Annotated in this window: 16 protein-coding genes; 10 read left to right on the top strand and 6 right to left on the bottom strand. The window is 41.7% G+C overall.

Features of this window, described 5'->3' with window-relative positions; all coding sequences use genetic code 11:
• Positions 1 to 28: 28 nt before the first annotated feature.
• The 4 genes from zwf to E5S68_RS10515 form a co-directional block, all read right to left on the bottom strand.
• Entirely contained in the window at positions 29 to 1,495 is a 1,467-nt protein-coding gene (zwf, locus tag E5S68_RS04905; RefSeq protein WP_135782586.1) for a glucose-6-phosphate dehydrogenase, read from the bottom strand.
• 163 nt (positions 1,496 to 1,658) lie between these two features.
• Positions 1,659 to 2,474, bottom strand: coding sequence for a TIGR03943 family putative permease subunit (locus E5S68_RS04900; protein ID WP_135782585.1), 816 nt, complete (start codon positions 2,472 to 2,474; stop codon positions 1,659 to 1,661).
• Entirely contained in the window at positions 2,471 to 3,376 is a 906-nt protein-coding gene (locus E5S68_RS04895) for a permease (protein WP_135782584.1), read from the bottom strand. Before E5S68_RS04895 ends, E5S68_RS04900 begins: the two co-directional genes overlap by 4 nt.
• Positions 3,373 to 3,519: an SPJ_0845 family protein gene (locus E5S68_RS10515; RefSeq protein ID WP_167470831.1), complete on the bottom strand. Its 147-nt coding sequence runs from the start codon at positions 3,517 to 3,519 to the stop codon at positions 3,373 to 3,375. The genes E5S68_RS04895 and E5S68_RS10515 overlap by 4 nt, the downstream gene beginning before the upstream one ends.
• A 117-nt stretch (positions 3,520 to 3,636) precedes the next feature.
• On the opposite strand from E5S68_RS10515, the gene E5S68_RS04890 reads away from it, so the two are divergent.
• The 7 genes from E5S68_RS04890 to E5S68_RS04855 all read left to right on the top strand — a co-directional run bounded on the left by E5S68_RS04890 (position 3,637) and on the right by E5S68_RS04855 (position 9,517).
• Positions 3,637 to 5,763: a Tex family protein gene (locus E5S68_RS04890; protein WP_135782583.1), complete on the top strand. Its 2,127-nt coding sequence runs from the start codon at positions 3,637 to 3,639 to the stop codon at positions 5,761 to 5,763.
• Positions 5,750 to 6,202 (top strand): SprT family protein, encoded by a 453-nt coding sequence (locus E5S68_RS04885; protein ID WP_135782582.1) that lies wholly within the window; start codon positions 5,750 to 5,752, stop codon positions 6,200 to 6,202. Before E5S68_RS04890 ends, E5S68_RS04885 begins: the two co-directional genes overlap by 14 nt.
• A 60-nt stretch (positions 6,203 to 6,262) precedes the next feature.
• Positions 6,263 to 6,538: a PspC domain-containing protein gene (locus E5S68_RS04880; RefSeq protein WP_126404577.1), complete on the top strand. Its 276-nt coding sequence runs from the start codon at positions 6,263 to 6,265 to the stop codon at positions 6,536 to 6,538.
• Positions 6,539 to 6,924: 386 nt separating this feature from the next.
• Positions 6,925 to 7,857 (top strand): HPr(Ser) kinase/phosphatase, encoded by a 933-nt coding sequence (hprK, locus tag E5S68_RS04870; protein WP_135782581.1) that lies wholly within the window; start codon positions 6,925 to 6,927, stop codon positions 7,855 to 7,857.
• Positions 7,854 to 8,636 (top strand): prolipoprotein diacylglyceryl transferase, encoded by a 783-nt coding sequence (gene lgt, locus E5S68_RS04865; RefSeq protein WP_135782580.1) that lies wholly within the window; start codon positions 7,854 to 7,856, stop codon positions 8,634 to 8,636. The genes hprK and lgt overlap by 4 nt, the downstream gene beginning before the upstream one ends.
• 11 nt (positions 8,637 to 8,647) lie before the next feature.
• Positions 8,648 to 9,031: a DUF948 domain-containing protein gene (locus E5S68_RS04860; protein WP_135782579.1), complete on the top strand. Its 384-nt coding sequence runs from the start codon at positions 8,648 to 8,650 to the stop codon at positions 9,029 to 9,031.
• A 15-nt stretch (positions 9,032 to 9,046) separates the two neighbouring features.
• Positions 9,047 to 9,517 carry a YtxH domain-containing protein gene (locus E5S68_RS04855; RefSeq protein ID WP_135782578.1) on the top strand — a complete coding sequence of 157 codons (471 nt, stop codon included), beginning with the start codon at positions 9,047 to 9,049 and terminating at the stop codon, positions 9,515 to 9,517.
• 102 nt (positions 9,518 to 9,619) lie between these two features.
• On the opposite strand, the gene E5S68_RS04850 is transcribed toward E5S68_RS04855, so the two are convergent.
• The gene (locus E5S68_RS04850; RefSeq protein ID WP_135782577.1) at positions 9,620 to 9,916 is read right to left on the bottom strand and encodes a DUF3270 family protein; all 297 of its coding nucleotides are present in this window, start codon (positions 9,914 to 9,916) and stop codon (positions 9,620 to 9,622) included.
• Between the two features lie 131 nt (positions 9,917 to 10,047).
• Here E5S68_RS04850 and E5S68_RS04845 point away from each other — a divergent pair, with 131 nt between their 5' ends.
• Positions 10,048 to 10,977, top strand: a complete 930-nt coding sequence (locus E5S68_RS04845) for a peptidase U32 family protein (protein WP_135782576.1) — start codon at positions 10,048 to 10,050, stop codon at positions 10,975 to 10,977.
• Between the two features lie 163 nt (positions 10,978 to 11,140).
• Positions 11,141 to 12,427, top strand: coding sequence for a peptidase U32 family protein (locus tag E5S68_RS04840; protein WP_135782575.1), 1,287 nt, complete (start codon positions 11,141 to 11,143; stop codon positions 12,425 to 12,427).
• A 48-nt stretch (positions 12,428 to 12,475) separates the two neighbouring features.
• On the opposite strand, the gene E5S68_RS04835 is transcribed toward E5S68_RS04840, so the two are convergent.
• A complete protein-coding gene (locus E5S68_RS04835) occupies positions 12,476 to 12,805 on the bottom strand; it encodes a hypothetical protein (protein WP_167470830.1) in 330 nt (109 codons plus the stop codon).
• A 90-nt stretch (positions 12,806 to 12,895) separates the two neighbouring features.
• Between E5S68_RS04835 and E5S68_RS04830 the strand changes: the two genes are divergently transcribed.
• Positions 12,896 to 13,108 (top strand): YdbC family protein, encoded by a 213-nt coding sequence (locus E5S68_RS04830; RefSeq protein ID WP_135782573.1) that lies wholly within the window; start codon positions 12,896 to 12,898, stop codon positions 13,106 to 13,108.
• Positions 13,109 to 13,295 lie beyond the last annotated feature (187 nt).

Raw genomic sequence — 13,295 nt, 5'->3', positions numbered from 1 at the left:
TTGTTGCACTTTTAGTCAGTTGAACGATTTATTCTTCAATTGCTGGTTGCCAGACCCATTCCGCATTGTAATCCTTCAATAGGTCGAAGGAAGCTTGAGGTCCCATGGTTCCAGATTTATATTCATGAAGAGGCACTTGATTTTCAGACCACATGTGTTCGATTCGGTCAATTAACTGCCAAGAGGCTCTAACTTCGTTCCAGTGGCTGAAGTTGGTAGAGTCATTGTTCAAGACATCATAGATCAACTTTTCGTAAGGCTCTGGAGAAGCACCGGTCGCTGTCGCATCCGTTTCATAGTCAAAAGATATGGGAGCAATCTGGAATTGTTCGCCGACTTCTTTCCCGTTGACACTGAGTGAGAAACCTTCATTCGGTTGAATGTAGATAGTGAGCACATTTGGTGCAAGTTCTTGACCAAAAATAGAGTCCATCTGTTTGAAAACGACATTGACATGGGTTCCCTTTTTGGTCAGACGTTTTCCGGTACGGAAGAAGAAAGGTACTCCACGGAAGCGATCGCTATCTACAAAGAAAGCCCCAGAAGCAAAAGTCTCGGTCATGGATTCAGGGTTGACATTTGGTTCACTCCGGTAAGAGATGTCCTTTTTCCCTTGAATTTTTCCAGAGCGGTATTGACCTCGGATAAATTGTTTCTTTAATTCCTCTTCAGAAGGGTTGACCAATTGTTCAAAAACCTTGACCTTCTCTTTACGGATGTCTTCTTTGGTGAAGGAAGCTGGTTTGTCCATAGCCAAGAGTGAGAGCAATTGAAGGGTATGGTTTTGCACCATGTCGCGGAGGGCACCAGATTCATCATAGTAGCCACCACGTTCTTCAACTCCTAGCCGTTCTGCGAAAGTGATTTGAACATTGTCGATATAGTCTCGGTTCCAGATGTTTTCAAAGATCAGGTTGGCAAAACGGAGGGCAAAGATGGACTGGATCATTTCTTTCCCAAGATAATGGTCAATCCGGAAAATCTGCTCTTCCTCAAATGTTTCTTCCAGTTCTTTGTTGAGCTGGCTAGCTGTTTCTAAGTCTGTACCAAATGGTTTTTCAACGATCAAACGTTCAAAACCTTTTCCATCCACAATGCCTTCAGACTTCAAATGTTTGGCAATGGTTCCAAAGAATTGAGGTGCCATGGATAGGAAGAAGAGTTTATTATGGTCAGCTTGGTAGGTATCATTGAGCTGATTTTGGAGTTCACGAAGCTTGATGTAATGCTCCGTGTCATTGACATCGTGGCTTTGGTAGTAAAAATGGCTAGCAAATTCTTGCGCCTGTTCAGAACTATCTGCTAAATCCGAAATGGATTCAACGACAACGGATTCAAAGTATTCTTTACTCCAAGGACGACGAGCAGTTCCAATCACTGCAAAATGCTCGGAAAGATTTCCAGCTTTGTAGAGTCTAAAAAGGGAAGGGTAGAGCTTGCGGTGGGCTAAATCTCCACTGGCCCCGAAAATGGTTACAATTACTTTTGAAGACATGTTCATACCTATTTTCTAACTTGATAAACCATATTCTACCATAAAATTCAGAAAATTTCTCTTTGAAAGTAAAAGTATCCTGACTTTCATAGGAAAGAAAAGGAAAGAAAGTACGAAAAAAAGGTTGGACCGAAAGGTCACAACCTGTTGAGTGATAGACTGCCTAGAATACCCGATAAACATAAGGATTGGCGGGTTTTTCTACTGAGTGAGCTTCCTCTATATCTAAGACAGGAAGGCTTTGGCCAAGTTGTTTATGGTACTGGATCTTGAGAGTTCCAGTCGCTTGGACCCAGGTATTGTCTTCATAGGTTTGAGAGGCCCCTTTGGTTAACAAACCATAGACACCCGAGTCGGCGATACAGTGGATAATCCCAAAACGGAAAAGGAACTGGCTACCCGGATCCTGGGGATCCTTATAAATGAAGCCGGTTAAGGTAAAGGTTTTCCCTGCAAATTCATCTGGATAGTCGTAGATGACTTCCATGACTTCCATATAGTTTTCTGTCGTGATCTGGATATGATCCTGCTTGAGGTACTTCTTAGCTGCAGCCCTCATCTCAGATTCATAAGCGGATTTGGTGAAATAACTGCTGGTATCAGGCTTGAGATATTGGTTGGTTGTTCCCTCGTCATTTTGAATATCCTTAGAAGAGCCAGCCGCAATGGGGAAATGATAGCCCTTGGCTGAAACCGTTTGGGAATCTAAGGTCACAGTCGGGAAGCCAATCCCTACAATTAAGGGAATCAGGAGCAGAAGAATACTCATGACTTTAGCTTTTTTACTGGTTAGGTGACTATGAACGGGTAGATTCTTCATCCAGATATAGAGCTGGACGACAGCCAGGATGAAGGAAAGAATCATAGAGATATAGGCTAAATAGGAATAATGCATATTGATGTATTGGTTGAGCTTGCCAGAAAGCTGCAAATACATAGTAATTTCGAAATAGCCTGCTAAAATGAGAAATCGAATCATAGGACCACCCCCACAAACCAAGCATAAACCAAGACAACTAGGCTAACGATGCTAATGAATTGGACAATAAAGCGATTGGTCAGATAATTCTTCATCATCAAGAGGTTCTTGACATCTAGCATAGGTCCGATAACCAAGAAGGCTAGAACAGGAGCCAAGCCAAAACTTGAGAGGAGGGAAGAGCCAATAAAGGCGTCAGCCTCACTACACAAAGAGAGGAGGAAGGAGAGAAGCATAAGGAGAAGAATGGCTAGGAGTGGCGTCGCGGAGATAGAAGTCAGCACGCGAGTTGGCACATAAACCTGAACCACGCTGGCAAATAAACAACCGAAGACCAGATAGCGTCCAGTATCGAAAAACTCATCAATGGCCTGGACAAATACTTGAAAGAAGCGTTGACCGGCGGATAGTTTTGAAAAGTCATGAACATGGACTTCCTTGCGGTTGACCCGTTGAATAGAAGCGGTTTGGAAAAATCCTAGGAAAATCCCCAGAACAGTCGCTACCAGGATCGATCCGATAGCTCGTAGGAGAGCCATTTGAATGGAATTCCCAAAGGCAGAATAAGTAGCAAAGAGCACAATGGGGTTAATAACCGGAGCTGTCACTAGGAAGGGCACAGCTGTATAGCTAGGCACCTTCTTCTCTAAAAAGCGATTGACAATGGGGACGATACCACACTCACAGGAAGGAAAAATAAAGCCAATCAAGGTCCCAAATAGAATTCTCGCCCATTTATTTTTGGGAAGAGCTCGGTAGACTTTTTCGGGGGTGATATAGACATCGATTGCCCCTGAAATGAGACTTCCAATCAAAACAAAAGGAAGGGCTTCAATCATAATTGAAAGAAAAATTGCTCCAGCTTGAAGGACACTGGTTGGCAGCTGTTGGAAGAAACTCATTTGTCAGAATCCTTCTGCTCTTTTTGCCCTTTAGTTGCTTCCTTCTTCTCATCTGGGAAAGTGACTTGAGGGGAATCTGGTAAGATGGCAAATTCCTCAAAGAGTTTATCTAAATCGTCTGTTTTTGAAAATTTAATAGCCATGAATAGGTCTCCTTTTCTTTTTTCTCATTATATCAAATTCTCAGAAAAGAGGGGAAATCAAGTGCAAAACAGGATGGAAGGGCGGAATAGAGGGCTTTCTATGGTATAATAGAAGCTATGGAAAAATATGAAAAAATAGCCCAGGAATTGGGCGTGAGTCTTAAACAAATTGATACCGTTTTGACCTTAACAGCAGAGGGCTCCACCATCCCCTTTATTGCCCGCTATCGAAAAGATGCTACTGGGAATCTAGATGAAGTAGCGATCAAAGCCATTATCGATATGGACAAGTCCTTGACAGCCTTGGCTGATCGGAAAGAAACTGTCCTGGCTAAGATCGAGGAGCTTGGGAAACTCACCCCAGCCCTAAAAGAAGCGATTGAGCAGGCTGAAAAACTGGCAGATGTAGAAGAGTTGTATCTTCCCTACAAGGAAAAACGCCGGACCAAGGCTACCATTGCGCGTGAGGCAGGGCTCTTCCCGCTTGCTCGGATGATTCTTCAAGATCAAAAGGATTTGGAAAGAGTAGCAGAGGAATTTTTATCAGAAGCTTTTCCAACTGTAAAAGATGCCCTTTCTGGAGCAATCGATATTTTAGTCGAAGCGATTGCAGAAGACCCGCAATTGCGCAACCTCACCTACCAGGAAATCCGCAAGCATTCCTTGATAACCTCTAGCTTGAAGGATGAGAGCAAGGACGAGAAGCAAGTCTTCCAAATCTATTATGATTTTTCTGAGAAGATTGCAAATATGCAGGGCTATCGGACCCTTGCCTTAAACCGTGGAGAAAAACTAGGGGTATTGAAGGTTGGATTTGAGCATCCTGTAGACCGTTTGATTCGTCACTTTGAAGCCCGATTTAAATCGAAGAATAGCCACATCGAAGAAGTCATTAACCAGGCTCTGAAAAAGAAGATGCTACCAGCTATGGAGCGTCGAATTCGGACAGAATTGACAGAAGTGGCAGAAGATGGGGCCATTCAACTTTTCTCTGAAAATCTTCGTCACCTCTTGCTGATTGCTCCCCTCAAGGGGCGCGTGGTCTTAGGCTTTGACCCAGCTTTCCGGACAGGAGCCAAATTGGCTGTTGTCGATCAAACAGGAAAGATGTTAACCACTCAGGTGATTTATCCTGTTGCACCGGCTAAAGCAGCACAAATTGAAGCTGCCAAAGAAGAACTGAAACGGTTGATTCGTCAATACAGCGTGGAAATCATTGCGATTGGGAATGGAACGGCAAGTCGAGAAAGCGAAGCCTTTGTTGCGGAAGTCCTCAAGGAAGTTCCAAATGTGAGTTATGTCATTGTGAATGAAAGTGGTGCATCTGTTTATTCAGCTAGTGAATTGGCTCGCCATGAGTTTCCGGAACTGACGGTTGAAAAGCGTTCAGCCATCTCCATTGCACGTCGTTTGCAGGATCCATTGGCTGAGTTGGTAAAGATTGATCCAAAATCAATCGGAGTCGGCCAGTACCAGCACGATGTCAGCCAGAAGAAATTATCTGAAAGCCTTGATTTCGTTGTCGATACCGTAGTAAACCAAGTCGGTGTTAATATAAACACTGCTAGTCCAGCCCTCTTGTCTCACGTGGCTGGTCTCAATAAAACCATTTCTGAGAACATCGTGAAATACCGGGAAGAAGAAGGTGTAATCACCTCTCGGGCGCAAATTAAAAAAGTACCTCGTCTGGGAGCCAAGGCCTTTGAACAAGCAGCTGGTTTCTTACGGATTCCAGAAAGTGAGAATTTCCTTGATCGGACAGGGGTCCATCCAGAAAGTTACCTTGCAGTTAAGAAGCTCTTTACCTTACTAGGGATTAGAGAGATGGATGAAGAAGCCCAAGCCAAATTAAAACAAATTGACATAGTTTCTATGGCCCAGGAGCTTGAAATTGGCCCTGAGACCTTGAAAGATATTGTCGCAGATCTTCTCAAACCTGGTCGTGATTTACGTGATTCTTTTGATGCTCCCGTCCTTCGCCAGGATGTTCTTGATTTGAAGGACTTGAAGATTGGTCAAAAATTAGAAGGGGTTGTCCGCAATGTTGTTGACTTTGGGGCCTTTGTCGATATTGGAATTCATGAAGATGGTTTGATCCACATTTCACAGATGAGCCAGCAATTTATCAAGCATCCAAGTCAAGTTGTTTCAGTTGGCGACCTAGTGACCGTTTGGGTTTACAAGATTGATTTAGAACGGGAAAAAGTAAATCTTTCCCTCTTGGCACCACATGAATCTGACTAAATACGTTCAAGAAGTATCGTTGGAAGATTTTGGCCGCCCCTTTCTTCATCAAGCCATCTGGAATAATCGCCTGCGTTCGACCGGTGGTCGCTTCTTTCCTAAAGATGGTCATCTAGATTTCAATCCTAGAATACTAGAAGAATTTGGCTGGGAAATTTTTCGAAAGATTGTTCGCCATGAATTGTGCCACTATCATCTCTATTACATGAAAAAGGGGTATCGCCATCAGGACCAAGATTTCAAGGCCTTGCTCAAAGAGGTAGATGGCTTGCGTTATGCCCCTTCAGTTGATAAGGAAAACTATAAGATTTATGTTTGTACGAGCTGTGGGCAAGAATTCAGAAGAAAGCGGCAGATTAATCTTCAAAAGTACCGCTGTGGCCAGTGCAGAGGACTACTCAGGTATCAAGGTACAACTAAACTAGGAAATCGGCCTTGAGTCTGATGACAGTGACTTGATTTCGGGATATACTGTTCTAAAATAATAGGAGGTAAGCCCTTGAATCCAACATTTTATAAAGTACGTCGAGGCAGAATCGTTTTTGGAGTATTTGCTGGACTAGCGGATCGATTTGGGCTCGATGCAAACCTATTGCGTTTTCTCTTTGTGCTTTTTAGTATCTTTCATTTTTATGGGCTTGTAGGCTTAGCTATTTATTGCCTGTGTGCCTTCTCTTTGCCTTATAAAGAAGATCTTGAAAGAGAAAAGTACGGCCTCGGACCTCGCAAACGTAAGGATGCTCAAGTGATCAAAGATGACGATCCATTCTTTTAAAAAATTTTCATGAATCGAATAAGAAAGTGAGGCTGGGACAAAAGTCCTAGCCTCTCAATTGTCTTTTGATTATCGAGCAAGACGCAGTGGTTGAGTGAGCTCTACTACGCTTTTTATCAGCTTTTCCAGCCCTACTCAACTGTGCGGAGGTGGGACGACGAAATCGAATTCTAACGAATTACCGATTTCTGTCCCACTCTCATCTTTTTTTCAAAAGAAGAAACGATTGAAAAATGGGAAAAAAGGATAAATAGGGAAATCAAAGGGTACTGGAATGCGTGTGAGAATAATAGCCTCAGTTTCGATACTAAAAAATGATGCTTGAGCAAGTCTTACCAGGGAATAATTTGCTATAATAGAAAGAGAAAAGAAAAAGGGAGAAGCCTATGGCAATAACAGTCCGAGATTTAATTAAAAAGCTTCGTTTGAAGGTTATTTATGGCAATGAAAGTCTCTTTGATAAGGAGATTACAACGGCAGATATTTCACGACCTGGACTTGAAATGACAGGATATTTTGATTACTATACTCCAGAGCGGATTCAATTGGTTGGGATGAAAGAGTGGTCTTACCTCATCAAGATGACCTCCCACAATCGACACCAAGTATTGAGAAAGATGTTTCAGCCGGAAACGCCCGTACTCATTATAGCGCGGGATCTAGAGGTTCCTGAAGAAATGCTCCTAGCTGCAGAGGAAAAGCAAATCGCCATTCTAAGCAGTCGAGTTCCAACTAGTCGCTTGTCGGGTGAACTATCAAGCTACCTAGATTCTCTCCTTGCTGAACGAACCAGTGTCCATGGAGTATTGATGGATATCTATGGAATGGGGGTTCTCATCCAAGGAGATAGCGGAATCGGGAAGAGTGAGACTGGGTTAGAACTCGTCAAACGAGGCCATCGATTGGTGGCGGATGACCGAGTAGATGTCTTTGCTCGTGATGAGATGACCTTGTGGGGTGAGCCTGCTGAAATTCTACGCCATATGTTGGAGATTCGGGGAGTAGGAATCATTGATGTCATGAGTCTCTATGGTGCCAGTGCAGTGAAAGATTCTTCACAGGTTCAAATCGCTGTCTACTTGGAAAACTACACCAAGGAACAAACCTATGATCGTTTAGGAAACAATGGAGAAGAAATTGAGTTCTGTGGAGTGACCATACCAAGAATTCGCATCCCCGTTAAAACAGGTCGCAATATTTCGGTTGTCATTGAAGCAGCGGCTATGAATTATCGTGCTAAGGAAATGGGATATGATGCTACCAAAACCTTTGAAGATCGACTAACCCAGTTGATTGGTCAGAATGAGGTGAAAGAATGAATCCTGTGGCTATTCAATTTGGTCCCTTCAGTATTCGTTGGTACGCAATTTGTATTGTATTTGGCTTAATCCTAGCGGTCATCCTTGCTATGAAAGAAGCCCCTCGTAAAGGGATAGAGTCAGACGATATCATAGATTTCATTCTAATCGCCTTTCCAGTAGCCATTATAGGTGCCCGTCTCTACTATGTTATTTTTCGATGGTCATATTACAGGGAAAATCCAGGAGAGATTTTTGCCGTATGGAACGGTGGGATTGCTATCTATGGTGGACTCCTTGCAGGGGCTCTAGTCCTCTACCTATTTTCACGCAGTCGTTTGATTGACCCGGTTGATTTTTTAGATATCGCTGCACCGAGTGTCATGATTGCTCAAAGTATTGGCCGTTGGGGCAATTTTGTTAACCAAGAGGCTTATGGGGCTATTGTGAAGAATTTAGATTACTTGCCTGCTTTCATTCGAGACCAGATGTATATTGATGGGCATTATCGACAGCCAACATTTTTATACGAATCTAGCTGGAATTTACTTGGCTTTGTGCTCATAATCCTTCTCCGTCGACGTCCATATTTTCTCCGAAAAGGAGAAATCACAGCCTTCTACTTAATCTGGTATGGTTTTGGACGGATGGTCATCGAAGGCATGCGAACGGATAGCCTGATGTTCTTAGGATTTCGAGTCTCTCAATGGCTCTCCCTCTTCCTCATTATGTTGGGTCTTGGGATCATTATTTATCAAAGGAAAAAGAAGGCGTCCTTTTATCAAATTGAAACAAGTTAAGGAGAAAAGAAATGTTTATTGAAATTGCCTATGGAATTTTAGGATTGGCTCTGGTGGCCTTGGTCATCTACTTGATTTTTTTCCTTTCCAAGATTGGAAAGGTTGTGGATGAGACTCAGGTTACGATTAAAACATTGACCTCTGATGTCAATGTAACCTTGCATCATACCAACGAATTATTAGCAAAAGTCAATGTATTGACAGAAGATTTGAATCAAAAGGTTGCAACCATCGATCCGCTCTTTACAGCGGTAGCGGATTTGTCCGTATCGGTATCGGATCTTAATGATCAAGCTCGTCAAATTAGTAAAAAAGCCGTTGTAGCGGGTAAAAAGACCATCAAAACGTCAGTTGGTTTAAAAGCTGCTCGCATGGCTATGAAATTATTTAAATAAGAAAAGAGGTACCCTATGGGACGTTTATCATCATTATTAATCGGAACTATCACAGGGGCATCTGCCGCCTATTTCCTGACAACAAAAAAAGGGAAAGAATGGACTGGTAAAGTCAAAGGATTTGTCAAAGAATACCAGGAACACCCACAAGATGTCCATGAGTCCGTAAAACAAACTGCAGTAGATTTTTCTAAACAAGCTACAGATGCGATTCAGCAAACCAAGGAGAAGGTAGAAAAAGGAGAAATTACAAAAGAAACGGTGATGGAAACCGTTAAAGATAAAACCCAAGAGGTTGTAGACTTCTCCCAAGATGCTATCCAAACGATTAAAGATAAAATTCAACAAAAGACAGGAAGTCAAGTAGCTCCTTTACTTTCTAAATCAGAGTTAGAAAGTGAAGAAATCGTTTTAGATTTAGAAGATAAGCCAGTAGCTTCAGAAGCAATAAAAACGACTGTTGAAGATGATGTAGAAGCCGAATAAACAAGAACCCTCACCACTAGGTGAGGGTTCTTGTTTTAATCTTATAGATTAGAAGTCAGAGAATGCTAAAAAACCTCCCGAAGGAGGCTAAAAAATTCATTCTTAGTCCTTTTTGCGTTTTAGCTTGAAGAAGCGGAAGGCTTGGATACTTCCGAAGCTAGATACAATTGCTAGGGCAAAAGCAAAGAAGGTATTCATCTTCGTTGACAAAAAGATGAAGCTAAACAAAACGGTTAAGATACAGAAGACAGCAATATTAAGGAAAAATAGTAATTCACTTAATTGCGGAGCTGGTTCAGTATCAAGATTAAAATCATAATTAGTTGTTGTATTCTCTTGTTGAAGAGGGACTTCGAGATAGTCGTAATCTTCAAACTTTCGTATTTTTCTTGCGGGCATATTTCTCTCTCCTAACAGTACTCTCTTATTTTAACATGTTTTTGAGCTTATAAATGTTACAAAAATGTTACAATTTTTACAAAATTAAGAAATTTAAATAGCCAAATTATTTTTTTGGTATAATAGTTTTCATGAATAAGATTATTATTACAGCTACAGCTGAGAGTATCGAACAGGTTCAAGCTCTTCTAGAAGCAGGGGTAGACCGTATTTATGTTGGTGAAAAAGAGTACGGATTACGACTTCCCCATACTTTTTCGTATGACGAATTAAGTCGAATTTCTGAGCTGGTTCATGAGGCTGGAAAAGAATTAACAGTAGCCGTCAATGCCTTGATGCACCAAGATATGATGGACAATATCAAACCTTTTTTAGATTTCCTTGCATCCATTGAGGTGGATTATATTACAGTGGGAGATGCCGGTGTCTTTTATGTATTGAAGAGGGATGGCTATACTTTTAAAACAATCTATGATGCTTCTACCATGGTGACAAGTAGTCGTCAAATCAATTTCTGGGGACAAAAAGCAGGTGTTTCTGAAGCTGTTCTTGCTCGAGAAATTCCATCTGCCGAACTCTTCCAGATGCCAGAAATTTTGGAGATTCCTGCAGAGGTTTTGGTTTATGGGGCGAGTGTCATTCACCACTCTAAACGTCCTCTCTTGCAAAATTATTATAATTTTACTCATATTGATGACGAGAAGACGAGAGAACGTGACCTCTTTCTTGCCGAACCTGGAGATCCAGATAGCCATTACTCCATCTTTGAAGACAAACATGGAACTCATATCTTTGCCAATAATGACTTGGATTTGATGACCAAACTACCAGAGCTGGTTGAACATGGTTTTACCCATTGGAAGTTGGAGGGAATTTACACACCTGGTCAAAACTTTGTGGAAATTGCTAAGTGTTTCGTGAAAGCTCGGGAGCTATTGGAAGCTGGGACTTTCACTTCTGATCAAGCCTATCTATTGGATGAACAGATTCACCAATTGCATCCCAAGAATCGTTTCCTTGACACTGGATTTTATGACTATGATCCTGACATGGTTAAATAAAGGAGAAAAGCCTGCCAAAAAGAGCAGGCCTTCCTTTTTGGTAGAGAGTAGACAATAAGAATTTTAAAAACATGCTCAAATCATTGCCTTTCTGCTGAATTTGCTATAAAATATACAAGATTGATAATCTAACTAATATACTTGGAATATACTAGGAGATATGATGACAAAACAATTGAAAAGACCTGAGGTTTTAGCACCAGCTGGAACCTTGGAAAAACTAAAAGTAGCTGTGCGCTATGGTGCAGATGCTGTATTTATTGGTGGTCAGGCCTATGGTCTTCGTAGTCGTGCAGGGAACTTCACATTTGAACAAATGGAAGAAGGGGTTCAATTTGCAGCCCAGTTTGGTGCCAAAGTCTATGTTGCAGCTAACATGGTCATGCACGAAGGAAATGAAGTTGGAGCTGGAGAATGGTTCCGTCGTTTGCGAGATATCGGGATCGCAGCCGTTATCGTGTCAGATCCTGCCTTGATTACTATTGCAGCAACTGAAGCACCAGGATTGGAAATTCACCTATCGACACAAGCCAGTGCCACTAACTATGAAACTCTAGAATTCTGGAAAGACTTGGGCTTGACACGTGTTGTATTAGCTCGTGAAGTCTCTATGGAAGAACTGGCAGAAATCCGTAAGAGGACGGATGTTGAAATCGAGGCTTTTGTTCATGGAGCGATGTGTATTTCCTACTCTGGTCGCTGTACTCTTTCCAATCATATGAGTATGCGGGATGCCAATCGTGGTGGTTGTTCCCAATCCTGTCGCTGGAAGTATGATCTTTACGATATGCCTTTTGGACAAGAACGTAAGAGCTTAAAAGGGGAAATCCCAGAAGAGTTCTCCATGTCAGCTGTGGATATGTCTATGATTGATCATATCCCGGATATGATTGAAAATGGTGTGGACAGCTTGAAAATTGAAGGACGGATGAAGTCCATTCACTATGTCTCTACCGTAGCAAACTGTTACAAGGCAGCTGTTGATGCTTATTTGGAAAGTCCGGAGAAGTTTGAAGCAATCAAGCAAGATTTGATTGATGAGATGTGGAAAGTGGCTCAACGCGAGCTAGCGACCGGTTTTTATTATGGTACTCCTTCCGAAAACGAGCAATTATTTGGGGCTCGTCGCAAGATTCCAGAATACAAGTTTGTTGGAGAAGTCGTTGCTTATGATGCAGATAAGCAAATTGCGACCATCCGTCAACGGAATGTTATCCATGAAGGAGATCAGGTTGAATTTTATGGACCAGGATTCCGCCATTTTGAAACTGTGATTGAGGATCTGCATGACGCTAATGGCAATAAAATTGACCGTGCTCCAAATCCGATGGAGCTACTGACTATCCATATGCCTACTCGTGTAGAACCAGGTGACATGATTCGTGCTTTAAAAGAGGGCTTAATTAACCTCTATAAGGAAGATGGAACGAGCCAAACAGTTCGCGCCTGATTACATTGAACAGAATAAAAACACCGCCTGCTTTTCTTGCTAAAAAGCCTACGGTGTTTTTTGTTGTGCAATTCGAATCGTATGTGGAACTAAACTAATTTTTTGAATATCAGAGATGCGAATAATGGTCGACATACTCTTTTTAAAATTCTTGACAATGAGTTGTTTTCGTTCTTGGTCATATTTCACGATATCGCCTGTAAAACTCTTATTTTGGAAAATGACATGGACCCCTTGTTTTTTGCGGAGAGCCAGTTCAATAATCTGAATTATTTTAGCATCCTCGAGAGGAGCTGGTTGAGAGGTTTTATCGTTGAAAAATTCATTCGCTCGGTCCTTCAGAATCTCGAGAAATCTTTTCATAGCATAATTCTCCATAAGTTGATACAATATATTATAGAAAATTTCATTCATTTTGTAAAATTTTTTACGAATTATTCAGTTGAATAAAAGAAAAAGGAGAAGAAAATGGCAGATTTTACTTTTGAAATCGAAGAACAATTATTAGTCTTATCTGAAAATGAAAAAGGATGGACCAAGGAGTTAAATCGGGTTAGCTTTAATGGAGCGCCTGCTAAGTATGACCTACGAACTTGGAGCCCAGATCATAGTAAGATGGGCAAAGGGATCACTTTGACCAATGAAGAATTCCAAGTTCTGCTAGATGCATTTAAACAGTAGTAGACTGAGTAAGAAAGAGAGTGGGACAGAAATCGGTAATTCGTTAGAATTCGATTTCGTCGTCCCACCTCCGCACAGTTGAGTAGGGCTGTAAAAGCTGATGAAATCAGCGTGGTAGAGCCCACTCAACCACTGCGTCTTACTCGATAATCCAAAGACAATTGAGAGGCTAGGACTTTTGTCCCAC

The organism is Streptococcus rubneri, from assembly GCF_004785935.1.
GTDB lineage: Bacteria > Bacillota > Bacilli > Lactobacillales > Streptococcaceae > Streptococcus > Streptococcus rubneri.
The sequence above is the reverse complement of the archived record's forward strand: the minus strand, read 5'-3'. Positions and strand labels throughout refer to the sequence as shown.

Bases quoted from the DNA above. Each gene is read 5' to 3' on its own strand.
- zwf (WP_135782586.1), bottom strand. From the start codon at position 1,495: ATGTCTTCAAAAGTAATTGTAACCATTTTCGGGGCCAGTGGAGATTTA.
- E5S68_RS04900 (WP_135782585.1), bottom strand. From the start codon at position 2,474: ATGATTCGATTTCTCATTTTAGCAGGCTATTTCGAAATTACTATGTAT.
- E5S68_RS04895 (WP_135782584.1), bottom strand. From the start codon at position 3,376: ATGAGTTTCTTCCAACAGCTGCCAACCAGTGTCCTTCAAGCTGGAGCA.
- E5S68_RS10515 (WP_167470831.1), bottom strand. From the start codon at position 3,519: ATGGCTATTAAATTTTCAAAAACAGACGATTTAGATAAACTCTTTGAG.
- E5S68_RS04890 (WP_135782583.1), top strand. From the start codon at position 3,637: ATGGAAAAATATGAAAAAATAGCCCAGGAATTGGGCGTGAGTCTTAAA.
- E5S68_RS04885 (WP_135782582.1), top strand. From the start codon at position 5,750: ATGAATCTGACTAAATACGTTCAAGAAGTATCGTTGGAAGATTTTGGC.
- hprK (WP_135782581.1), top strand. From the start codon at position 6,925: ATGGCAATAACAGTCCGAGATTTAATTAAAAAGCTTCGTTTGAAGGTT.
- lgt (WP_135782580.1), top strand. From the start codon at position 7,854: ATGAATCCTGTGGCTATTCAATTTGGTCCCTTCAGTATTCGTTGGTAC.
- E5S68_RS04860 (WP_135782579.1), top strand. From the start codon at position 8,648: ATGTTTATTGAAATTGCCTATGGAATTTTAGGATTGGCTCTGGTGGCC.
- E5S68_RS04855 (WP_135782578.1), top strand. From the start codon at position 9,047: ATGGGACGTTTATCATCATTATTAATCGGAACTATCACAGGGGCATCT.
- E5S68_RS04850 (WP_135782577.1), bottom strand. From the start codon at position 9,916: ATGCCCGCAAGAAAAATACGAAAGTTTGAAGATTACGACTATCTCGAA.
- E5S68_RS04845 (WP_135782576.1), top strand. From the start codon at position 10,048: ATGAATAAGATTATTATTACAGCTACAGCTGAGAGTATCGAACAGGTT.
- E5S68_RS04840 (WP_135782575.1), top strand. From the start codon at position 11,141: ATGACAAAACAATTGAAAAGACCTGAGGTTTTAGCACCAGCTGGAACC.
- E5S68_RS04835 (WP_167470830.1), bottom strand. From the start codon at position 12,805: ATGGAGAATTATGCTATGAAAAGATTTCTCGAGATTCTGAAGGACCGA.
- E5S68_RS04830 (WP_135782573.1), top strand. From the start codon at position 12,896: ATGGCAGATTTTACTTTTGAAATCGAAGAACAATTATTAGTCTTATCT.